The sequence below is a fragment of the Nocardia rhizosphaerihabitans genome (assembly GCF_014646295.1).
Classification (GTDB): Bacteria; Actinomycetota; Actinomycetes; order Mycobacteriales; family Mycobacteriaceae; genus Nocardia; species Nocardia rhizosphaerihabitans.
Map to the genome: position 1 here is coordinate 1 of NZ_BMNE01000003.1, position 22,175 is coordinate 22,175.

The window sequence follows — 22,175 nt, forward strand, 5'->3', positions numbered from 1 at the left end:
GAGATCACCACCGCAGACACGATACCCACTGCTACTCAACAACTTACGGGACAGCCCTTAGCGGTGCCCGCTGACAACAATACCCGATCTCGATGTACGGTTCGCCACACCAGATTTCGGATGAAAGCGTTCGATGTAGCGCCGTAGCGTCATGGAATAGCGAACAATTCGCGCAATGACTGGGCCTGGACCTGGACTTGGATGTGCGACGAGTGTCCGGTCGACCTGACAGTCGAGCGGGATGAGATGCTCGGGCAAGACATCGGCTTGCCGACCTTCACTCGACCGCGATCACCCAGGCGGTGCGCAGCCGCGTTACCCGGTCGTGTGATCAGCATCTGCGACGGCTGCGCGCAGGATCGGGGATCGCACGAGCTGACTGAGCTGGCCCATACCGTCGCCGAAAGCTCGAGGGAGTGAAGTGCGCTGCGGTGCCGTGATCAACGATGAACCGCCCGCCCATAGCCATGACTTTGCGAACGCGCATCGTGCGGGTGTGTACACCGGCGCGGAGGATTCTTGCGTGGTCTAGAGCCCCAGGTCCGGTCGATGGTCTGGCCTGCTGATCTGCGCCGCGGCTTGTTCGTCGATGCCGAATTCATCGTTGGCGTCGTCGTATTGCCGGCGTGCGTGCTCTTCGAGATTTCGTTGTGGGCCGGTGAGGGTCTGGCGCCGGGTGCGTTCGGCGCGGTGGATGGTGAGCTCGGATTCGAGGGTCTGGCGTAGCGCCTCGACGGTCGCGTTGCGGGCGATCGCTTCCTCGGCGGTGTCGCGGGCTTGTTTGTCGGTGCGGCGCTGATCGTCGGCGGCTGTGGTGCGCTCGGCCCGGGCAGCCAGCTCGTTGGCGTGCCGGTTGGCCGCGCGGGCGGTATCGCGGGCATTGTCGTGTGCTTCGTCGTGTTGGCGATGGTCGCCGACCAGGGTGTTGATGCGGGCTTGGAGGGCGGACCGCTGTCGGCGCCGCGTGATCGGCAGCGCGTCGAGTTCTTCGCGCGCGGTCTCGAGGTGGCGTTTGGTGGCGTGGAGTCGACGGGTCGCGGTGTCGAGTTCCCGGGCTCGAAGCTGTGCGGTGTCGCGGGCGTTGTCGGCTGCGATCTGGTGCTCAGCCACCGCCGGATCGGGCGCGATCTCGGCTGCAGCGTGCCGGATCGGGGCGAAGAAGTCCGCCTCGGTCGCGATGTTGCTCAGGCGCAAGGCTAAGCCATCGATTGCTTCGGTGAGTTGATGGTCGGACCGGCGCTGGAGCGTGTCGAGCACGGGCAGTGGTTGTTCAGTGAACGGGTGCTCGTGTAGCCACCTTTCGATGGCGGCGCGCCCGTCTGGGTTCAGGGCGCGCCAGTCGCGGCGCATCATTGCCAGAGCAGTGGCCGGGGAGCGTGTAGCGCTGATGTGGGCGCAGCGGGCGGTGATGTGTTCGGTGGGTTCGTGGTCGGGGATACCGGGGTGGTTGTCGTCGCGGCAGGGCTGGCACAGTCCGTCGTCAGATCTGCGTGGCGGAACCGCAACGGTGTCGTAGCGGGAGCGTTCGAGGCTGCATTCGACGCACGCCAGGCCCGCGACGGGCGGTACGGCGGCGCGGTCGTAGTCGATCGGGTACCCCGGATCCGGCCGCGTCGCGTCGCTTCGATCATCGAATCGGGTCGGGGGCTGATCGAGGTTGTCGTAGAGGTAGGCCTCAGCGATGTCGCGGCCCGCGGCCTCGACCGGGTCGAAGGGGGCGCGCACGATGGTCGCGTCGATGCGTTCGCGGTGATCGCGGGCTGCGGGCCGGGCGTCCGGAATCTGGTCCTCGGCAAGCTGATAGACCCCGGGGTCGGTGGCTGGTGTGCAGGCCTGGATGAGATCGCGGTGCTGCGGGAATTGTTCGGCAGCCCAACGTAATCGGGCGTGCGCGACCGGGAAGCTGTGCCGGTAGAGGGTTTCGGCGACCGTGGTGAGCACAGTCTTCTGCTGCTCGGTCAGCGTGGCATGCAGGTCGCGGAACGCGGTGACGGCGTCATCGACCCGGCCGGCGGCGAACAATGCGGCGATCCGGTCGAGGTGCTCGGCTGCGGTGTCGGGCGCCGATTCTTCGTCGACGAAGGCTGCATCGACCGAACGGGGGGTGGGATCGGCGGTGAGTGCCGAGGCGGTTACGGTCTCGTCTCGGGGTGGCGGATGCGCTGTGGGTGGCGGCGAAGCCGACGGCTCGGTGGTGGGGGTTTCGGGCGTCGTGTGGTCATCGGGGCGGTGGTGGAGCAGGGTGTCGATGCGCCAACTCAGCGCGGCAGTGAGTTGATCCGCGCGCAGCGGCGGCGCGTCTGGCGGTTGCGCGGCCTGCAACAGTTCGTGTGCAGTGGCCAGCAGATCGCGTGGCACCCAGTCTCCGGCGGCGCGTTCGACGGTGGCGACCAGACGAGGCCAGCCTGCGTCGTCGACGATTTGGGCGGCGATGTCAGGGCCGAGAATGTCATCGAGATCGTTGAGCCAATCCGGCCGCAGCCGGTCCCCTTGGGGAGTGTCGAGTGCGGAAGCTTCCAGTTCCAGTCGCGCCCACAAGGCGGCTGCGGGCATCTCATCGGGTAGTGCGCGTTTGTGGGCGGCGGTGGTCAGCAGGGTTTCGATGTCGAGTCCGGCGCGGGCGGCGAGGTCGATCTTGTCCGCGATCACCGGCCAGTACGGGTCGTCGCCGATGTGGGGGTCGATGCGGTCGAGGACTTCGCGCCACTGGTGCCGAGGGAGATCCGGGTCGCCGAGGACGGCGAGTATGCGGGCGTCGAGCTGGCGTTGATGGGTTTGCTCGAGCGCGGTGTGACGTCGGTGCCCGGTGGGGCGGTGGTCGGTGTCGGGAATGCCCAGCCCTGCCCGCCAAACCGCGAGCTCACCGAGCAGGCCGGGGTCGGTGCGCAGCAGTGGCCGCGCCCATGCCGGTGCGGTGGTCGCAGTCCAGTCGCGGGTGGCCGCGATGATCTGGCTGGCGAGGGATGCGACGATGCGGGCTCGCGCGAGAACCGGCTCGGAAATGGTGTCGTCGACGGTTCCGGCCGGCAGTCCCGGGGTCCACGGCAGCGGCCCGATGCCGGCTGAGTGTGCGCCGGTGGGGTCCAGGCGCCAATCGAGCACGGCGGCGGGATCGAGTGCGGTGTCGAGCTCGCGCGCGTGCACCGCGTCGCGCAGCTCGGCGGCCGGGTCGGCGCCGGCGAGCGCGATGAGCGCCAAATGCTGACGCAGAGTGGTATAGGCAGGACTGTCGGTCAGACCCTCGACGAGTTCGTCAGCGAGACGGTCCAGCGCGGCCAGTTGCTGTTCACCGAGCGCTTCTTCGGCCGCCAGGCAAACAGTGTCGAGGTAGATATCGATGGCGGGACCGATCCGCTGGTGCGGGTCGAGCGCATCACGGAGCTCGGTGTGCGCGGACTTGCGCGCGCCATCGCGGTCAAGAATCCGGGTCAGATGTTCGACCGCGGTGCGGGGAAAGTGCGCGGGTTCGGTGAAGATCGCGCCCTCGTCGCCGTCCAACGCGGTCGCGATGTAGCAGTGGTTGGCGTGCACGCCGCGGGTCATCGCGACGTAGAACTGCTGCCGCGACTCGCTGCCGGTGAGTGCGACGTGGCAGGTGTCGGCGGTGATTCCCTGCGCGGAATCGATCGTCGCCGCGTAGCCGAGGTGCACGTGGGTACGTACATACTCGGCTGGAAGTCGCACCGTTGCGCCGGTTTCGCGACCGTGGAGGCGGTGTTCGACGGTGAGTGCGCCGTCGTTGTGAACGCTGGCGACGGTCCAGGAGTAGCCGTTGCGCACCCAGTCGGTGGCCCCGAGCCGCAGCGTTGGATCGTTGCGGCGGGTGCGGACGATGTCCCCGACGGACGCGAAAAGTTCGTCACCGAGCTCGGCTGCCGGACCGGATTCGGTGCGGGTTCGGGTGATGCGTTCGGCGCGTGCGCGTGCGTTGAGCTGGCGGACGATGTCGTGGCCGCGGGCGAGCATGACGGTGTCGCGGCCCGCGGCGGCGTCGGCGGCCCAGGCTCGGTAGGTGTCGTCGTAGACGCTGCCGCTGTGCCCGGCCGCAATCCTGCCGTGGTCGAGATACCAAGCCAGTGCCATCGGATCCCCGTCGCGGAGGCCGATCGAGGCGTTGGCCTCCCCGGTCGATGCGAACCTCACGACGTGGGACAGGGTGAGGACTTGTTCGGGCGAGGAGTAGGCCATGTCGGTGTCGGCGCCGCCGGCGTCGATCGCGGGCAGCTGTCGGTCGTCGCCGATGCAGCGGATCGTCGCGCCGCGGTCGGTGAGGAACTGCAGCAGCCGTAGACGTTTGGTGTTGCCGAGCTTGACGTGCTCATCGACGATCACGAGGGTCGTGGAGTCGATGTCGAGCACCCATTGCGGCAGAGACGGCGGATGCTCACGCAGCAATACGGGGTTACGCGGGCCAGGTGTGTGGCGGGCGATGACGTCGAGGAGCTTGTCCACGGTCTCGGCGCGGGCACCGATCGACTCACCCAGCACTGCGGATGCGGCGGCGGTCGGAGCGAGACCGAGAACCGTTCCGCCGCCCGATATCCAGGCCGTCGTGAGGACTTTCATCGCGGTCGTCTTACCGGTCCCTGCCGGTGCGTTGGCGGTGTGCACCCGCATGCCGGAGGTGGCGAAGGCTTCGATCACCGCGGTCTGGCCGGCGTTGAGGCGCCGGTCGGGGTTGGCGGTGTTGTAGTCGGCCAGCGCGGTAGCAACCAGCTCGGCGGGGACGGTACGGGCGCCGGTGGACAACGACAGCGCGATCAGTTCCGCCTCGGTGGCCAGAGCGGTGGTGGTGGTGTAGATCTGGGAATTGGCGCGGGTGTGCAGGGGCGTGCCGTCACCGCGGTGCAGATACTGCGGTACCGCGCGCAGGACGGGTTCCTCGGTCAGGTCGGGGTCACCGCGGGCAACGACGGTTCGCGATGACAGAGCGGCTGAGTAGACGTGTTCGGAGACACGCTGCCAGTCGGCCGGGGTGACCAGTCCCCGCAGCTGACGTTCGGTTTCGGCGCGCAGATTGAATACGCGCCACGTGGGTCGGCGCTCCGACAGCGCCGCCAAGGTGCGTTGGGCCAAGTCCTCGACGAACGCCTCATCGGGGATCGGGCGTGGGGTCTGCGGGGGTGCCAGGACACGGGCGAGCAGTTCGTCGACGGCGTCGTGTCCGCCTAGCAGCGCAGCGACTTCGGCCAGCCACTGGGTTCGCTGTTCGGCGCGCGAGGCGGGAATGTGCTTGTCGGGGCGGGTTTCCAGGGTGGCCTGTCCGGCGAGCTGGTGCACTTCTCCGGGGCCGGGTTCGCGTCCGAAGGTGGTTTGGAAGGCGTGGGTGAGCTGGTCCAGACGGGTGCTGATCGCGGCCCTGCGTTGCGACCACATCTGGATCAGTTCGATGGGGACGCCGATGATTTCGCGGATCGGCAGGTCGTGGACGTTGCGATCACCGCGATTCTCGAACCGGATGCCGAGGGAGATCTCGAGGTAGTGCTCGATACGGGTGTCATAGATTTCCGAGACGGTGACCTGTGCTTCGTGCAGGGTCCGCGAGTCCAGGGTCCGCCACTTGCCGTCCGGTCCGCGTACCTGGTTGGCGATCAGGTAGTGGGTGTGCAGGTCCGGATCCCCGGCGCGGCTGTCGCGATGGTCGAACGCGACAGCGATCAGGCCATCGACGTCGCACTGGCGCACACCGTTTCGACCCAGTCGCGTGTACACACCGTGTGACTCCAACCAGGCCAGAGAGTCGCCCATCGCCTGGCGATGCGCGGCGTGAAAGAGCTGCGCGATGTCGGGCGGGGCGATCGCGGCGATCGCGGAGATGGACTTGACCGGACTGAATGTGACGTCGAATCCGGCTACCGCGACGCGCGGCGGACGTGAGTTCTTGGCCACCCAGCCCGACAACTCGCGCGGGTTCAACGGTGCGCGCCTGTACTCGAGGGTGAACAATTGCGTCGCGACTTCGGTTCGTATTTCGGCTCTTTCGCGATCGGGAATCGCGCTCGTGGGGTCGCGACCGTGGGCGGTGTTGTATTCGCGGTGCGCTCGAGCGCACAGTGTTCGGTACTCCGAAACTGGTGTGTAGTTGCCGAATTTCGCACCGAGTTTAGATGCCTTCTGTGCTGTCTTGGTCGCTTGAGTGGCGGTGGCGCCGAGGTTGATCTGCTCGTCGATGACGCGGTCGTGGATCAGGTCGGCATCAGGGTGAATGCCCAGTCCGAACAGGTTTTTCATCTGCTCTTCGGTCACCAGGTTGCCCTCGGCGATACCGAGCGCGCCCAAACCTGTGCCGTGCCAGCGCCCGGGCGATTCACCGTGGACGCTGTAGTAGTCAGCCAGAGACGAGCGTCCACGAGCAGTCGTGTCGTTGGCGGCGATATTGCGCAAGTAGTATTGGTAGCCGTTTCCCGCGGCGACCTTGTGAATGGTCGCGACCATAACTCCATGAACCGCCGAAATAGGGGTAAATTTCAAGGGATTCGGCGGTTGACGCAGATCACACTCGCGCGTTTTCGCAGGTCGTTACAAAAGTGTGTTCCGAGATGCCAGACGTGTGCTTGTTGTAGGGACGTTGAGGAGGGAGTGGGGGAGGTGTGAAGGGCGAAAGTGGGTGCGGGAGTGTCAGTGTGAGGCGGGCGTGCAGGGGGCGCGGTGTGTGGATGAGGCGGTGGCGTGAGTGGGTGATGGCTGGAGGAGGAGCGTGGAAGGGCGAGGGTGGTGGTCGACGAGCCGGATGGGTCCAGCTCGCGCCGAGGCGTGGACGGACAAGCTGGGCCTGCCACGCAGTGCCGGGCACCGGCGGTGTGCTGGTGCCTGGCGCTGCTGCGGGCGTGAGGTTCAGAACCAGGGGGTGAAGTCGATTTCGGTGTAGCCGTCGGGCGGGGTGTCGTTGACGCTGATGAGCTGGCGGGCCGAGGTGCCGACGAGACCGTCGGGGTCCTCGACATCGCCTTGGTGGTTTTCGATGGTCAGCGCGGGCAGCGGGTGGATCTGGTCCTCCGCGGTGAGGTGGTCGGTGCGCAGGTAGAGGCGGCGGTCGTGGTTGACCAGGTAGCCGCCGACATCGGTGTCGGGGACCGGTGTGGTCGCCAGTTTGTCGGCGAGGTGGTAGAGGTTGTTCGGCACTTCGCCGTTCGGGTCGTAACCGGGTTCGGCGTCGGCGTAGTCACCTGCCCACACCATGCGGGTCGGTGTGGTGAGGATTCGGCTGACGTCGTCGACGAACCAGCTGCCCTGCCATGCGTGCTCGATCAGTTTGAACGAGATTCCCGGGCGCAGGGATCCGGTCACGGCGCCGGTGTCTGCGTCGAGGAAGACAGCTTTGAAGTACTGGGCCATGAGTGATTCCCGTCGGATTTCGGTGACGTGCCGGCCGGTGCGGGCGCGCCGGGCAGTTCGGGGTGGTCGTCGAGAAACCTGCAGTGATGTGTCAGGTTTTGCGGGCACGTGGTGTGTGGCCGGAAGTGGTCGGATCTAGCCGAAGATCTCGCTGATCGTGGTCGGCCCGTCGACGAACACACCCCGCAGTTGCGCGACGGTGTCGCGGGTGGGGACGGTCGAGGTGACCGGTCGCCGGGTGAGGGCGTAGCCGCCGGGGCAGCGGTCGACGGGGTAGAGGATCCAGCGCGTCGGTGTGATGGTGAAGTCGCCGTCGCCGAGGAACCGGCGGGTCAACGTGCCGTCGGCGGCGATGGCGAGGACTTCCCAGTCGCCGACCTCGACCAGTGCCATTGCCTGTTCGGTGCTGTCGGCGTCGGGCTGCGGCCCGATTGAGGTGACGGGAGTGCCGGGCGCCAGGGGTGCGCGGTCTTCGACGGCGAGGTTGCCGACGACGACGGCCGTGGTGCCGTCGGTGAGGGTGACGCGGATCGGACCGAAACGGGGGTCGGCGATGGTGAGGGTGGGCGTGGTGATCTGGGCGGCGGTGTCGGTGGTGATGTGGGTGAGGTCGACGCGGCGGGAGAGTTCACGCAGGATCTCGGCGACGGTCAGCGGCGGCGTGGCGGCGGTGTCGAAGACGAAGCCCGCGATGTTGACCGGCGAAGGGTCGGGGGTGAGCGTTGCTGCGGTGGCCCAATCGATGTCGCCGTCGGCGGTGCGCGGCACCGCGATCGTGCCGGTGGTTTCAGCGAGGGCGGCCAGGCCGTTCCAGGCGGTGAATGAGAAGACGCGGTTGTAGTGGCGCACGGTCCCGACGTAGGGATGGAATGAGTAGCCCAGGAAGATGCTGACGTCGGTGGGGGCCGGTCCGTCGGTCCACGACAGCCACAGGTGGTCGGTGCGGGCCCAGCTGTCGGCAGGCCGTACGGCGAAAGCGGCGCTGCGCCAGTGCCGTTGGAGGCGGGCCTGGATCAGCGCGCCCCAGGCGGGGTGGTCGTCGGTGTCGTGGGGTGCGATGAGGTAGTGGGTGGTGGTCGAGTCGGTGAACCGGATCAGCGCACCGGTGGCGTGCGGGGTGATCTCGCGGACGACGCCGATCGTCGCCGACAACTTGGCCAACGCAGCATCCAGTGCGTCGAGTGCTTCGTCGAGGGAACGGGTGATGACGGCGTCGTCGAGGTAGACGTCGTAGGTGGGTGTGCTCATTGTGACTCCCGGATTCGGTGGTTATGGGTGAGGCGCGGCGATCCCGGGTCAGCCGGGCGGTGGGACGTGGCGCCACCCGACCGCGGTGCAGGCGTAGTGGCGATGGCCGAGGCCGACGACATCGCCGACCGACAGGGACCGGTGCCCGCGCCGGTACCAGCGGCGGGTGTGGTCGATGTCGTGGTGGCGGGGGTGGTCGTTGAGTGCGGCGAAGACCCGCTCGAGAACAGCGCAGTCGTCGTCGATGCCGCCGGTGTGACCCGGGTTGTCGAGCAGGAACCGGTCGGCCAGCAGGAAGGTGTCGCCGGGGCGATAGCCGTAGATCATCGAGTGCGGATCGGTGGACAGATAGACGGTGACCATCAACGGTGGCGCGGGACGTTGCCGAAGCCGGCGGACGAACCGGCGACGAGCACGGATGTGACGGGTGCGGTGAAACACCGGTGAGCTCCTAGCGGTGCGTGAGGTGGAGCGGCTGGGGCACCGAGTACTGGTGGTGCCCCAGCCGAGGACAGGATCCGAGTAGGTCAGGCGGCGACGAGGCGCCGCTCACGCGGCGCGGGCACGTGCAGGCCGAGGTAGACCCGGCAGGTCGTGCAGAACCCGTCGTCGTGCACGGGCACGTACTTCGTGCACCCTTCGCACCTACCGGGCCGCTGCCCGGGCGGCAGGACCCGCTCACGCCGACGCTTCGAAGGGGCTGGTGCCGGTGCGAGCTCGGCATCGACCTCGACCGGCGCCGGTGCGCCGGGCAGGTCGGAGTGATCGGCGAGGAATCGGTCGATCACCGCGGTCAGCCATTCCGGGGCGCGGCGGCGGACCTCGGCGAGCAACGCGTACGCCGAGTCCCGGTAGTGCTGCGCGAAATACGCGCAGTAGGCGGCGGCGAGATCGGCGCCGGTGAACCGGGGCGCGAGCTCGGGAAGACCGGTGCGGCCGTCGCTGCGACAGTAGTCACATAGCCCGTCGTCGCTGCGCAGCACACCGTCGCGGGCGTGGACGGGACGCTGGTCGGCGGTCGGGCGTTCGACGAAGCACGACACGCACCGCCACCCTGCGACCGGGGTCATGGCGGTGCGGAAGTCGTCGAGACCGTTGCCCTGGAACAGGTATGCCTCGCGCCGGTCGCCGCGGGAGCGCAGGCCGGTGCGTTCGGCCGCCCACGTGTGGGAGTGTTCCGGCGACTTCACCGATTCACCCGCCAGCGCGCGTTCGTGGTCGCGCTGATCGGCGACGTGGGCGCAGTACTGGTGATCCCAGATCGCTTCGGACAAGTCGGTGGGCAGCGGTGGCCGTTCACCAGGCTGCCGCGGCGTCCACCCACGTGGCGCGGACGTCGTGAGAGTGATTCCACGCGCGGCCAATTCGGCCCAGCGCTGGCGCAGGCGCGCCTGGTCAGCGACTTCAGTATCGACGAACAAGCTCTCACGCACATAGGTCGTCACGACGGACGGTTCAACCTCGGCCGGCCGCCGGTGGCCGCGGGCGATTACGCGGGCCCGGATCTGTTCGGGACTCAACCGGGACGCGTCGATGCGTTTGGTCGGCGCCAGAGACAGCCGCGGTAGCGGGTTGTACCAGGTGCGGATGGACTGGCGAGGCATCTCCGCGGCGGCGAGCTGGACTTCGAGCTTGGCCCGCTCGTCCTCGATAGTGGTGCCGTTGCGACGAGCACGGGTCGCGAGGAGGTGATTCAGATCGTGGTCGCTGTGGGAGTGCAGGCCGGGATCGGTGTCGGGCACCAACGCCAGCATCCGTTCTCGCCCGAGGTCGTCGGCGTGGCGCCACAACGCGTCCAGGCGCCGCAGTGCGGCTTCGCGCGGGTGCAGGGTGAACTGTTCGACCATGAAGTCCAGCAGCCACCAATCGGCGTCGGTCGCCAACTCGAGTGCGGCGGGGAACGCCTTGAACGCCGCCCGGCGGTCGAGGTCGAGCTGGAGCTCGATGGCGAAGATCGCGTCGAGGAACGCACGAGTTCCCGCCACCTGTTCCGGATCGACGACGGCAGGCGCGACGACGCCGGGTTCGACGGTCGGGGCTTGGAGGACCTGAGGGTAGGGGTGAGCGATAGCAGACACAGCAGATCTCCTGACTTTCGGACGAGAGATACCGGCGGCACCCGGGCGCGCTGGAACGCGACGCTTTTCACGACAAAGGAGGGTGCCGGGCTGGGGTGGGCCCAGCCGAGGGCGACCGACCAGGACAGCGGGCGACACGGCGGAGGGAACGCGCCATTGCGTGCGGGGGCGAATTCCCCGCGCCCATCCGGCCGAGTCCGGTGGGCGCGGCTGGTGGCGGCGTGGGGAATTCGTTTCCGCCGGGCGCGGGCCCGTAGCCGTGGCGCACGATGGCCTGGTAGCCCTCGAAGGGCTGGGTCCACCCCAGACCGTCACCCGGACCCACCGCCTCTGGACCCGCTCCTGGCAGGGGTCGCTGACCAGAGCTATGTAAGGACTTTGGTGCACCGGTGTCGAGGACGGACCGACTGGCGATTCGGGACCGATAGCCGCCCAACGAATCTGGACGGGTCAGCAGACCTGTGCGTTCAGAACGATGGCTCGCCGAAACCGGCACCTGCCCCGGCGCTTACCGGCGTCTCCCACGGCGCCCGCCCGCCGGCGGGTTCGCTGGTGTCGCCGGTCCGTGGAGTGAGGTTCTGGGTCTGCGCGGCTGGTGTGTCGTTCGCGCGAGTGGTGCGGGTTGTGGTGTCGGGCTGGGCGAACCCGCCGCCGCTGCTGCCGGTCCGGCCGGTGCGGGTGACCTTCGCGGTCGCGTTGCGCAACGAGGGGCCGACCTCGTCGACCTCGAGTTCGACAACTGTTCGCTTCTCGCCCTCGCGCGTCTCGTAGGATCGCTGCTTCAGACGACCGGTGACGATCACCCGCGCGCCCCGCTCCAACGACTCGGCGGCATTCTCTGCGGCCTCACGCCACAGATTGCACCGCAGAAACAGAGCATCGCCGTCGCGCCACTCGTTGGCCTGGCGATCGAAGAACCGCGACGTCGAGGCCACCGTGAAATTGGCAACAGCGATACCAGCGGGGGTGAACCTCAGCTCCGGCGGCGCAGTCAGATTTCCTGTGACAGTGATGACCGTGTCTCCGGCCATGGGAACCTCCAAATTCAGAGTGACAGATTGACCGCTCGATGTGTCGAGGCGGCAACGGGTTTGACGACCAACCGCGAAGTTCGAGAACCGACGGTCTCGGATGCCCTCGCGCAACCGGCTCGTGAGGGGCAAGGTCGGGTCGCCGGTCATGAAGGGCACTTCGGTGGGTGTGAATGCACATGCGATGTGCCGCACGATCCTGGATGCTGGTAATCCGGGCCATCTGCTACCTGGGCGAAGCAGTATGTGGATGGGCGGATGCCGACGACTCGACGTCCGCAGTCGGTGCCTTCGACACGCGCACCGGAGGCGGGACAGACGCGCCGTTACGGGGCTGAGCGGCACGGTGTTCGTGGGTACCGTTGCGGGCGTGCAGAACAGAGCCGCACGCGCCGCCGCCCGGCGACAGGTCGCCGCCTATCACCAGGCCCGCCTCACCGAGCTTGTCACCACCCTCGGCGAAGCGATCGACCGCTTCCGCGCCGGCGAGGCCGATGCGTTCGAGACCGACGCGGCAATCCACCACTACACCCAGGCCGCCCGCAAGTTGTGGGTGTTCTGCGACCAGAGCGGATCCCAGGTCGAGTTCACCGCGGACCTGATAGAACAACTCGACGCCGAGGGCGAAGCCATCGACTGGTGGAACCAGCAGCACCGCTGACCATTCGAATCGACACAACATCGGTTCCGTACAGGCCCCGAATAACACAGCAGCAGAGAGGTGCTGCGCACGGCGGACATGGCATCATCGCCGAACTCGACAACTCCAGGCACGTCCCCAGGCTCGCCTCCACCGACGAGCCGAGGACCGGCAGCCTGGTCAGGCCGCGACCGGCAGGTCCTGATCCTCGTCGTCGGCGGGTTCGGTGTTCACCGGGTCGGCGTGGGGGTTGTCGAGGTCGATGTCGCGGTAGTCGATGTCACCGGCGGTGGCGAGTTCGACATCGACGAGCCGAAACTCCTCGGATCCGTTGGTCTTGGCGAGTTTTCGGGCGGCCTCGGCGAGGAAGTGCAGGTATCGAGCCGCGGCGCCGTTAGGACGCCGCCACGAGTCCTTGTCCAGGCGCGCTTCATGGGCGGCCAGCACCAGGCCGAACACGAGCACCCACGCCCGCCCGGGTGTCGCCGCAGTCGCTTTGGCGATCAGATCGTCGGCGGTGTCGGCGCCGAGGAGGTCGCGGGCAAGATCGGCCGCGGGCCACCCCAGCAATCCTGGTTCACGGGTCAACGACACCGCGACCAGTTCCGCGGCCCCGGCCGGGGCGGTCCGCGCCGAGAGCAACTGGGTCAGGAACTCGATGCGGCGGGCCTTGGCCGCGACACCACGTTTGTTGAGCTCGATCACCCGGGCACGCTTGGCGCGTTCCTGTTCCCGCTCGGCCTGCTGCTGTTCGCGTTCGGCCTGCTGGCCGGCGTCACCGCCGGCCTGTAGACCGATAACGTCGGAGACATGGTCGACGTGGCGAAGTCCACTCTCGGCCAAGGCTGCCGCAGGCAGATAGTAGGCGGGCATCCACGCGTCGCGAGCGGTGAGCCCGTGCGCGCTCCGCATCCCTTGTGCGGGTTCGGCGTCGGGGCCCATTTCGCGAGTCTCCCAGTCGACGGTGGCGGGATCGACGAGCTCGCCGGTGGTCTCGTCGAGGAGTTCGGCGTCGTCGACCAAGTCGAGGAACACCCGCCACCGCTTCGCGTCGGCAATAGATCTCGGTTTCGCTGACCGGCAGCCCGTCACCGGTGAGAAGTTCACTGTCGGGGATCAGGTCGGTGCCGATGTCGGGCAGGTCGGTCAGCACCCCGAACCCGAACGCGGCATACGGCAGTGCTGCCCGCAGTCGGTCGCGGCGGGTCTGGCGGTCCTCGGCGATGAGGCGAGCCTGGTAGTCGAACTGGTAGCGCGTCACGCTGGTCAAGGTGTCGACGGCGTCGGTGTCGCCAAGCGTTTCGTATCCGGCGAGGGTTTCGAGCTGGTCGAGGCTGAGCTGGCCGTCGTCGAGCAACCGCCGCGCGGTGTCCGAACGGCCGATCGCCCCGGCCTTGCGGATCCGCGACCGGTCCGAGGCTTGCAAGCCTTCGGCGATGCGGGTCACGCCGGCGCCGAGGTCGAGCATGAGCGCGACACCGGCGGCGCGGGCGGAGTCGGTCAACTCGATGCGGCGGTCGTTGAGGTTGATCTGGGTCAAGATCCGCTCGATCTGGCGCTCCCGGTCACCGATGCTCGGGTCGACCTCACTCACCCACACCGGCACCGTTTCCTGCCCGGTGGCGATCGCGGCCAGCGTGCGGACCTGGCCGTCGATGACATGAACACTGCCGTCGGGTTCGCGGACGGCCAGGATCGGGTTACGCACCCCGAACCGGCGGATCGAGGCGACCTCTTTCGGATGGTCGGCCAGATCCGGGGCCGGGCGCACATTGTTGCCGGTGATCACCAGAGTCCGCGGATCCAGATTCTGCGCGATCGCACCGGACGGCGGCGCCTGGGCGGGCTCGGCGCTCGACTCGACGACAGCCATGGGTGGGGGATCGGCGACATCGAGGTCGCTGGAGTCGGTCACGACAGTGGTCAACAGAGTTCCTTTCAACGGGGCCGGGGAGGGCGGAGCGTTGTGGAGAGGCGAAGCAGGGCAAATGCGCTCAGCGGGTGGTGCGGGTGGCGCGAGCGACGTTGATCGGGAACAACCGCAGGGCGCCGTCGGTATCGGGTCGGTAGGTCCAGTGCTTGCCGCGCCAGCTCGGGGCCTGGCTGCGCCAGCGGTCGACGACCGGATCCTCGCCGAGGTCGGCGATGGCACCGGCGGTGCCGAGGTGCTCGCGGAGAGCGAAGTCGTTGCGGGGCACCGATTCCACGACAACGTCGACGGTCGGGTCGGGGACAACGGTGGGGGAGGCGGACATGGGTGTGCTCCTGTTGTGGTGTCGGTGGCGGGTCTGGACAGGGATGCCATGTGTTGCGGGTGCTTCCGCGGTGGCCGCGCTGGTCGGGATCGGCGAGGCCAGGAACTGGGCACCTTCAGCCAAGAATGGAGAACATAGTCGTTCTTGTATAGCGTCATACACTTGTCTAGGCGTCAAAGTTCCTGCTGTGGGAGCATTTCCCGATGGGCATGTGGGAGGAAGCTGAGCGCGACGCTCGGTCGGCGGCGGAGGCGCACCAGGCCATGGTCCGCGCGGAACAGGCTCGCCAGGCCGAGGTCGCAGCCCAGCTTGCTGCGGTGCACGAGTTCATCGAAGCCATGGCGCGACTGGCGATCGCACCGCAGCGGCACCGGTGGTACAACGAGGCAAATCGGAGTCGTAATCTCATTGGTGGTGTCACCGGCTGGTCGGTCCACAACCCTCGGAAGCCGGACCCCGACGGCGGCCTCGTGGTGACTCCGACCGCGCAAATACACAGCATGACCTTCAAGACCTCGCTGATGAGGCACGGCAAGAAGCCACTCGATCTGACCACGCTGCATTCAGTTTGGGTGGACTACAACACCGGCTCAGTTCCCCTGGCCCAAATTCTCCGCAGCGGCCTGGCCGCGGCAATGCGGGGGTAGCGGCCTTCTACGTGCACGTGTCGGTCACCGTCGCGCGTCGCCGGATGCCGGGCACAACCAGGGGTGAGTGGACCGAAAGGACTGGGTTCTCCCTGCCGCCTGGACCCGCGCTGGTCGACCGGACCGCCGACTCGACTGACATCGCTGTCGATCGTCCATGACCGTAGCCCGGTATTCGACACCGGCCTGCCCCTTGTCATGGCGATCGAGGCGCGACAGCGAAGCCGCCATATGAGTATGGTCGCGGCGTGTTAGCGCCGGGAGCGCTGGAGAGGGAGCCAGTCGATGAGGTAGAGCACGACCAAGGTGATCGTCACCGTGTGGTTGAGCAGTCGAGCGATCGGGTCGCCGAAATCCCCGATGACGATGAACCACCCTGGCCCTCCGATGAACAGGCTGACGACGATGATCGTGGCCACAATCGTGCGTATCGACCATCGCTTCTGTCGAACACCTGCCGAGGCCCAGGCAGGGATGGACCCGGCGGTGGCTACGCCGATGAGGAGCAGGAGACCAGCGGCCACGAGGGTCAGACTGAACAGTTTCTTCGCTGCTGGGTCGTTCCAATCTCCGCTGACGATCAATCGAACCGCCGCGGCGGCGTAGAGGCCGACCACGACGACCGCAGCACCCTTGCGCCACGGTGACAAGGGGTTGCGGGGTCCATCGGACACAGCCGATATGTGCTGACCCGTCATGACGTCGCGTTTCTGTGATGAAAGACGTTCGCGCGGGTGGGATTTCGATGAAGCAGTGCGCGGTGCGGAGATCTCGGGGCTGGTTCACACGACATGACAGGTTCGCTTTCCGTGAAAGGAGTCGAGGCGGCGGCCTGCAGAAGGAAGCGGCGGGGAGGGGAATCAAACGATTGCCGGGATCGGGGTGGCGATGACCGGTGACCTGGCCTTGCGGGGTCGCGACGGTGGTCGAAACATCGCCGTGGATCTGGGATCGAGCTGCCGCCACCCTCAGGTCGCCTCGTGCACCGGGAGGCGAAGTACTCGTGGCAGGCGAGTGAGTCTCAGCGCAGTGGCGCAGTCCATCAGCCGAGGCGACCGGGGCCTGCGCGCGGCCGCGGGTGGCGTGCAGAAGGCTACGGTCGGGTCAGGCCGGGGCCGTTGGCCAGGATCTGGCGGTCGGTGAGATCGAGGCGGTAGATCGCGGGCATGGGCATCGCGTGGCTGAATGCCCAATCCACTTGGGTGAATCCGAACCCGACAAGGGCGCGCGCGATGAACGTTCCGTGACTGCCGACGACGACGGTGCCCTCGTCGTGCTGTTGGGCCAGCGCGAGCAGGGCTGCGACCGCGCGGCGGCTGAGCTGGTCCAGACTTTCCCCGCCGACGCGCGCCAATCTCGGCATCGTCCAGCTGAGAGCGTAGTGGCGGGCGTAGTCCGGGCGGGGCGCGAGCCCGGAGTCCCATTCTCGCAATTCGTGGTCGGTCCGGATGGGTAGGCCCAGGGCGTGGGCCAGTGGCTGAACTGTTTGGACCGCTCGGAGGTAGGGACTTGACACGATCGCGTGTGGCGCCAGCGCGCGTAGTTCGTCGATCACGCTTCGGGCCTGCTGGTGTCCCTCGGTGGTCAACGGGCGGGTGTAGTCGTCGGGCCCACCGGGTGAGGGGATGACGGGCGCGGCGTGGCGGAGCAGGATCAGTGTGGCGCGCACGGCGGCTTCCGTGTCCGACGAATCGGCGGCATCGCGGGGACTGTCTGTTGCGCGCTGGGCCCCTCGGCAAGGGGGTGGCCGAGGCCGGACCTGTCGTGCCAGCGCTCACGCAGCAGTTGCAGGCCACGGTTCACCTGCAGCATGCGGGCCTGGACATCGGGGTCGTCAGGGTCGTAGCCCGCTTCGATCAACGCATCACGGTCCTCGGGGGTCATGTCAGGTTGGACGTACCGCGCCCGGTCGAGGTTCCCGGCAATTCGGACGACTTGCGCCAGCGGTCCGCAAACCGCGTCAGCCGAGGTCGTGCGCAGCGGCGCAGGTCGTAACATCAGCTGTCGCCGAGGGGCTCCTCGATCCGGTCCAGCAGCCGCGAGAGAATCCATACCGCAGAGCGCCCATCGGTCGCGACGGCTGTGTCCGCGGCATCGTTGTCAAACCACGCTGAGGACCCGGGCCCATCCCGCGCGTCCGATCCGCCAGGCAAAGCGGCCCTGCTGGCTAGGAGGCCGGTTGATCGGGATCGGTCGGGGTGCGGCCGATCCGCCAGGGGTGCACGGTCCGCGCCGAGCGTGGGCGAAGCGGACGCCGCAGCCGTGGATGCTTGCGGGTGTCGGCTTCGGCGTAGCCACGCAGCACCTCGGTCAGCCGGGCGGCGAGGGAGTCGAGCTGCTCGCCGGTGGGCGTGGTCCCGTAGAGGGCGGTATCGAGGAGCTGGCGGCGGACCGTGGCCAGCGTCGCTGCGGTCGCAGCAGGTGTGACTACAGGTCTTAGTTGTCACCAGTCGTCACCGCCGACCACAGCATTCGGTGAGTGGTGCAGGCGACGGTTGTCACCGATTACAGGCTGCTCCTGTCACCAAGACGGGACGAAGCTTGTTGCCACCGTCGCCCTCGAACCTCCGGTAGCTGATGAGCGGTCGTGCCCAGCCCGTGCTACGCACCATGCGGGCGTCGGGCTATGACGACATATTCGCGACTGTCCTCGGTGAACGGTTCGTTGGCGAACCCACCATGGAGCGCCTCAAGTTCCAGGTTCGCCACGTCGAGGAGTCCGAGCCACTCGTTCTTCGTAGCCCACCACAAGGAGCTCACCGCGCCATCGTCGCGGACGAGGTCAATCCGGTTGTCGCCTACCGCATAACTGATTGTGTGCGGGACCGGTCCGAGCTGGCGAATGCCGTCCAGGCGTGCTGCGGTGTGGTGGTCGAAGGCGAAGGCGTTCCACGCGAATCGTCCGCCGGGCCGCAGGCAGGCGGCTACACGCTCGAAAACGCGGCGGCGGTCAGCCCAGGTGTTGAGGTGCAGGAGTGCACGGAACGGGCAGTAGATCAGGGCGGCTGGCTGGTCGAGGCGGAGGTCGCGCATGTCGGCCTCGCGCAATTCGAGCCGCACGCCAGCCTCATCGGCCCGGATCGCGGCCTGCTTGAGCATTCGAGGAGAGGTGTCGACGCCGATTACTGGCTGCCCGGTGGCTTGGGCGACCGGGATCGCCACTCGGCCGTTGCCGATTGCGAGTTCGACCAACGGCCCGTCGGCACGCCTGGCGAGCTCGACATAGAACGCGATGTCCGCCGTCATATGGGCCGACGATTCGTCATAGTTCTCCGAGAATGCCTCGTTCCAGCTCATGCCGACCGAGACTGCCTGTACACCGGAGGAAAGCCAACCGATTTTCGGGTAGCTCGGCTGCTGCCCAGTCCGAATCGGCAGCGGTGGCAACCATCACCTGCATGTGACAACTAGGACCTGCAGTCACAGCAGGGCGAGGCATCTCGGACATGAACGCACCCTACCTGTTATCGAACATACATTCGAGCCCTGTAAGTTCACCGGCGTGTTCGAGAACTGGCCGGTGGCCTTCACCCCCTCGCCGTGGCGGATCGTCGACCCGCCACGGAAGGTGATGGTCGCCGCCCACTTGGCGATCGCGACCAAATCGAAGCACTTCCGGCAGGGCGAACTGTCGATGCGGGTGAAGCTGGGTGGGCTCCGGCTCGCCGAGAACGTTCCCGGGTGGCTACATGCCTGGGTCTTGCTCGCTGACGGAACTTGGTTGGGTCTGTGCACCTTCACCCTGGTGACCGGCAACGGGCACGGACAGCTCCAGCTCCATCAGTGGTGTCCCGCGCACGCGCTCAGCCCCGCGGAGTAGCCCTCGGGCCCGCCATCGGGTTCTGGCGTGATGCGTGTGGTGGTCGACATCCGACTCGTGAGTATTTTTGTACGGCCGTACCGGTATGGCAGCGTGGGTGATGTGAACAGGATCGAGGTCGAGCAGATCGATGGTGAGCACGCGGTGCTCCCGCAGCTGCTGGCGTCGCTCGACGAGATCCACCAGTTGCGCGACAGTGTCTTCGCCGCACCGGCGCGGTTGACCGGGATCGGTGAACCGGACTCGATCCGGCTGCTCGCCCGCCGCGACGGTGCGGCCGAAGGGTTCCTAGACGGCAACCCTCGCATCGGCCATCTCGCGCTGGTAGGTGTCCTGCAGCCGCGATGCGGGGTCGGGTCGGCACTGGTACGCGGGTTCATCGAACGAGCCCAGGCGGCGGGTGCCGATGAAGTGACGGTGGTCCTGGACACCGACCCTCGGGGGCGGTGGGGTCGTCGGCGGTTCTTCGAAGCGCTCGGTTTCACCGCGGTGTCGGGCAGTGCGTTGCACTTCCACCGGCAGGTGTGAGGTGGTCCCGGTCGGCCGGGCCCTGACGGGGCGGGCTCGGCCGACCGGGACTTGTGCGGAGCATGTATCCCGCCAGAGACCTGCGCCGCAGCAATGTCGAATCCTGCCCTCACCGGCGCTTCGGGATCCGACGGGACGGGAATCTACTCCGCCGCAGCAGGATTCGCCGAGCGACAGCCGCTGCTGTTTGTATCGATTCGGGTGTGCATGACGGGCTATCCGTCCAAGGGCGAAGCGTTCGAACTGAACTCGATACCGTAGAAGCCGTCCGGAAACACGGACACGATCAGGATGCCGCCGAGAGGGGCGTGGTGGCGGATCATGTCGATCAACGTGGTGCCGTCGTGGTCTTCGGTGAGGGAGATGTATTCGGTGAAGTCGTCGCCACCGACCGCGGTGTAGGAGAAGTCGAAGTACTGCTCGTAGCCGGCCGCGTACACCACCTGCGAGGAGCCCCCGGGTTTGTCAGGGTCGGCCAGCATGCGGGGTACGCCGTTGGAGAGCAGGTAGGTGCCCTGGTCCTTGGCCCACACCAGCGCAGGTGGGATCGGGTCGGGTTTGTCGCTGTCGAAGTCGGGCCAGGAATGCTCGGTCGCGGCCATCGCGTGCTCGGCGATCACGCTGACCTGCCTCAGTGGGAAGAACAGCTCGAACTTGCCCATCCGTACGCTCATCGTCGATCCCTATTCTGTCGGTGAATGATTCAGTTCTCGGCCGCCAGCGCGGCGAGCAGTCGCCCGGTGTCGGCGGCCAGGCGTGCGCGGCCGTCGTCGACCATGGCCGCGCACCCGGCCCACGCGGGCGCGAGCGGTGTCGGGGTGGGCAGGGTGAACACAGGCCGGTCGAGCCGGTTCGCCCAGCCGACGGCGTTGAGGGTGCCGCTGCGGATCCCGGCCTCGGGCACCACCATCCCGGCCCGACCGAGCGCGGCGATGACCCTGTTGCGGTGCAGAAACCGGTCACGGGTCGGCCGGTCGAAGGGCGGGTATCCCGAGACCAGCAGCCCTCGCCGGGTGACCTGCTCGAACAGATCGCGATTGGTCGCGGGATAGGCATGGCTCAAGCCGCTGACGGTGACCACGACCGCCGAGCCGTCCACGACGAGTGTGGCCTCGAGGGCTGCGGTGTCGATGCCGTAGGCGCCGCCGGTCACGATCGCCCACCCCTGCCCGGCCGCCGCGGTGGTGAAGTCGTGGGTGGCGGTGTGCCCGTGTTCGGTGCGGGCCCGTGCCCCGACGTCCGCGACGCTGCGGCCACCGGTGGTGTTGAGGCGTCCAGATCCACGTGCCCACAACGCCACCGGGCCGAAGCGATCAGCGTCGGGGTCGTCGAACTCGGTGAGCTGGCGGGGCCACTCGGGGTCCTCGCGGGTGATCAACCTGGCGCCGATCCGGTTCGCATGGGTGACGTGGGCTCCGGCGCGAACCGTCAGGCCGGGGGTGGTGTGAGCGAGGATGTCGGCGGCGCCTGCGGGCCTGGGCCGAGAGCAGGACCGCCACCGCGCCGCGATGGTGGAGGGCGCGCGAGCCAGGATCGCCCACGCCAACTGCCGCGCACGCTCAGCGGCGGAACTGTAGGGCTCCATGGTCGATGAAGTCCTCTCAAAAAGTCGGGACCAAGGCTGTGGCTGCATGGCGCGCTGGGCTGTGTGACGGCCTCTGTTGTGGTTGTCCACAGAAATATCCACAACATGTGGATACGGTGAGCGCGTGTCACTACCGGCGCGCGTGCAGGGCCACGGTGATGCAGTCCGTGATGCAGGGGACGCCGGAGCGATCGGCGGTCAGGGATTGGCTTCGGAGTCGTCGGTGGCGTCGATGGTTTCCCACAGCTTTCGAGCGGCGATGAGCGCGGCGAGCAAGTCCATCGGCTGGGAATCTCCGGAGTCCGGTGCCGGGTCTCGGACCTTGCGCAACCGGAGGAACGGCACCCCGCGAAGCGCGATTCCGGTGGCCGCGGGACCGGATTCGTCGGCCGGGACGGTGAAGACGTCGTAGTCGTCGAGCCGGATCCATGCCTCGTACCACGCTTCGGCTGGTTTGCCCTCCCGGCCCGGCACGGTGTCCTCGGCGGGCGCCCAGTACCGGCAGCGGCACAGCGGGTCGCCGCACCGGTTGAGTGGGGTGTTGCCGGCGGGGTTGTAGCGGTCGACGTGCCCAGCCAGCATCACGCACGCGCGACGGCTGTACCAGGCGCACTCGGGGTGCAAACCGGGCTCGACCGACACACCACGCAGGTAATCGGACGGGCGGATCATCAACACCAGGGTGTCGTAGAGTCGTTCCCCACAGACCTGACATCGTTTGTGGTGCAGCACTTCTCCGAGACGGTGCGGGTCGATGCTGCCCCATACCGGACGGGTCCGGTCCCGGTGAGCGAGGGTGATGTAGGGGACTACGAGCCCGGCCGAGACCGGCGCGTGCGCCAGGCGCGCGGGGATCGGAACACGCTCGGCCGCGGCCGGCCGGGGTGCGGGGGAGTGGGGTGTGGTAGGCAAGCGGGCCTCGAATCTGCCGGGCCGGCAACGTGTTCGGTGCCGTCGGTGGGACTGGGGTGAGCGACCAGGACGACGGTGGTTGTCCGGTCCGGGGTG

The 22,175-nt window shown here is 67.6% G+C and carries 20 protein-coding genes and 1 pseudogene; 4 read left to right on the top strand and 17 right to left on the bottom strand.

What is annotated here, in order from left to right; genetic code table 11:
• Positions 1-528: 528 nt before the first annotated feature.
• From mobF to IEY60_RS12810, 6 genes are all read right to left on the bottom strand, one after another.
• On the bottom strand, positions 529-6,435 hold the full coding sequence (gene mobF, locus IEY60_RS12785) for a MobF family relaxase (protein ID WP_189027607.1): 5,907 nt from the start codon (positions 6,433-6,435) through the stop codon (positions 529-531).
• 399 nt (positions 6,436-6,834) lie between these two features.
• Entirely contained in the window at positions 6,835-7,335 is a 501-nt protein-coding gene (locus IEY60_RS12790; RefSeq protein WP_189027610.1) for a hypothetical protein, read from the bottom strand.
• A gap of 135 nt (positions 7,336-7,470) precedes the next feature.
• Complete coding sequence (locus IEY60_RS12795) at positions 7,471-8,583, bottom strand: hypothetical protein (RefSeq protein WP_189027612.1); 1,113 nt, start codon at positions 8,581-8,583, stop codon at positions 7,471-7,473.
• A gap of 48 nt (positions 8,584-8,631) precedes the next feature.
• Positions 8,632-9,024 (bottom strand): hypothetical protein, encoded by a 393-nt coding sequence (locus IEY60_RS12800; protein ID WP_189027614.1) that lies wholly within the window; start codon positions 9,022-9,024, stop codon positions 8,632-8,634.
• Positions 9,025-9,110: 86 nt separating this feature from the next.
• Positions 9,111-10,661, bottom strand: coding sequence for a hypothetical protein (locus IEY60_RS12805; RefSeq protein WP_189027616.1), 1,551 nt, complete (start codon positions 10,659-10,661; stop codon positions 9,111-9,113).
• A 467-nt stretch (positions 10,662-11,128) separates the two neighbouring features.
• The gene (locus IEY60_RS12810) at positions 11,129-11,692 is read right to left on the bottom strand and encodes a single-stranded DNA-binding protein (protein ID WP_189029308.1); all 564 of its coding nucleotides are present in this window, start codon (positions 11,690-11,692) and stop codon (positions 11,129-11,131) included.
• A gap of 370 nt (positions 11,693-12,062) precedes the next feature.
• Between IEY60_RS12810 and IEY60_RS12815 the strand changes: the two genes are divergently transcribed.
• A complete protein-coding gene (locus tag IEY60_RS12815) occupies positions 12,063-12,353 on the top strand; it encodes a hypothetical protein (protein WP_189027618.1) in 291 nt (96 codons plus the stop codon).
• A gap of 159 nt (positions 12,354-12,512) precedes the next feature.
• Here IEY60_RS12815 and IEY60_RS12820 read toward each other — a convergent pair whose 3' ends face one another.
• From IEY60_RS12820 to IEY60_RS12830, 3 genes are all read right to left on the bottom strand, one after another.
• Complete coding sequence (locus IEY60_RS12820; RefSeq protein ID WP_189027620.1) at positions 12,513-13,205, bottom strand: hypothetical protein; 693 nt, start codon at positions 13,203-13,205, stop codon at positions 12,513-12,515.
• Positions 13,108-14,259, bottom strand: coding sequence for a ParB/RepB/Spo0J family partition protein (locus IEY60_RS12825; RefSeq protein ID WP_189027622.1), 1,152 nt, complete (start codon positions 14,257-14,259; stop codon positions 13,108-13,110). Before IEY60_RS12825 ends, IEY60_RS12820 begins: the two co-directional genes overlap by 98 nt.
• A 67-nt stretch (positions 14,260-14,326) precedes the next feature.
• Positions 14,327-14,587, bottom strand: coding sequence for a hypothetical protein (locus IEY60_RS12830; protein ID WP_189027623.1), 261 nt, complete (start codon positions 14,585-14,587; stop codon positions 14,327-14,329).
• A 203-nt stretch (positions 14,588-14,790) separates the two neighbouring features.
• Between IEY60_RS12830 and IEY60_RS12835 the strand changes: the two genes are divergently transcribed.
• On the top strand, positions 14,791-15,234 hold the full coding sequence (locus tag IEY60_RS12835; RefSeq protein ID WP_189027625.1) for a hypothetical protein: 444 nt from the start codon (positions 14,791-14,793) through the stop codon (positions 15,232-15,234).
• 251 nt (positions 15,235-15,485) lie between these two features.
• Here IEY60_RS12835 and IEY60_RS12840 read toward each other — a convergent pair whose 3' ends face one another.
• From IEY60_RS12840 to IEY60_RS12855, 5 genes and pseudogenes are all read right to left on the bottom strand, one after another.
• Complete coding sequence (locus IEY60_RS12840) at positions 15,486-15,851, bottom strand: hypothetical protein (RefSeq protein ID WP_189027627.1); 366 nt, start codon at positions 15,849-15,851, stop codon at positions 15,486-15,488.
• A 476-nt stretch (positions 15,852-16,327) separates the two neighbouring features.
• Positions 16,328-16,903, bottom strand: a complete 576-nt coding sequence (locus tag IEY60_RS12845; RefSeq protein ID WP_189027629.1) for a histidine phosphatase family protein — start codon at positions 16,901-16,903, stop codon at positions 16,328-16,330.
• Positions 16,888-17,118 (bottom strand): hypothetical protein, encoded by a 231-nt coding sequence (locus tag IEY60_RS12850; protein WP_189027631.1) that lies wholly within the window; start codon positions 17,116-17,118, stop codon positions 16,888-16,890. The genes IEY60_RS12845 and IEY60_RS12850 overlap by 16 nt, the downstream gene beginning before the upstream one ends.
• Positions 17,119-17,401: 283 nt before the next feature.
• Positions 17,402-17,641: pseudogene (locus tag IEY60_RS36480) on the bottom strand (DUF6374 family protein); the annotation flags it as partial.
• A 194-nt stretch (positions 17,642-17,835) separates the two neighbouring features.
• Entirely contained in the window at positions 17,836-18,531 is a 696-nt protein-coding gene (locus IEY60_RS12855; protein WP_229739781.1) for a class I SAM-dependent methyltransferase, read from the bottom strand.
• Positions 18,532-18,736: 205 nt separating this feature from the next.
• Here IEY60_RS12855 and IEY60_RS12860 point away from each other — a divergent pair, with 205 nt between their 5' ends.
• Together IEY60_RS12860 and IEY60_RS12865 are read left to right on the top strand one after the other, a co-directional pair.
• Positions 18,737-19,054, top strand: a complete 318-nt coding sequence (locus IEY60_RS12860) for a hypothetical protein (RefSeq protein ID WP_229739782.1) — start codon at positions 18,737-18,739, stop codon at positions 19,052-19,054.
• 102 nt (positions 19,055-19,156) lie between these two features.
• Positions 19,157-19,582: a GNAT family N-acetyltransferase gene (locus IEY60_RS12865; protein WP_189027633.1), complete on the top strand. Its 426-nt coding sequence runs from the start codon at positions 19,157-19,159 to the stop codon at positions 19,580-19,582.
• A 215-nt stretch (positions 19,583-19,797) separates the two neighbouring features.
• On the opposite strand, the gene IEY60_RS12870 is transcribed toward IEY60_RS12865, so the two are convergent.
• From IEY60_RS12870 to IEY60_RS12880, 3 genes are all read right to left on the bottom strand, one after another.
• Complete coding sequence (locus IEY60_RS12870) at positions 19,798-20,256, bottom strand: DUF3085 domain-containing protein (RefSeq protein ID WP_189027635.1); 459 nt, start codon at positions 20,254-20,256, stop codon at positions 19,798-19,800.
• A gap of 29 nt (positions 20,257-20,285) precedes the next feature.
• Positions 20,286-21,167, bottom strand: a complete 882-nt coding sequence (locus IEY60_RS12875) for a DNA-processing protein DprA (RefSeq protein WP_189027637.1) — start codon at positions 21,165-21,167, stop codon at positions 20,286-20,288.
• Between the two features lie 198 nt (positions 21,168-21,365).
• Positions 21,366-22,079 (bottom strand): hypothetical protein, encoded by a 714-nt coding sequence (locus tag IEY60_RS12880; RefSeq protein WP_189027639.1) that lies wholly within the window; start codon positions 22,077-22,079, stop codon positions 21,366-21,368.
• Between the last annotated feature and the right edge of the window lie 96 nt (positions 22,080-22,175).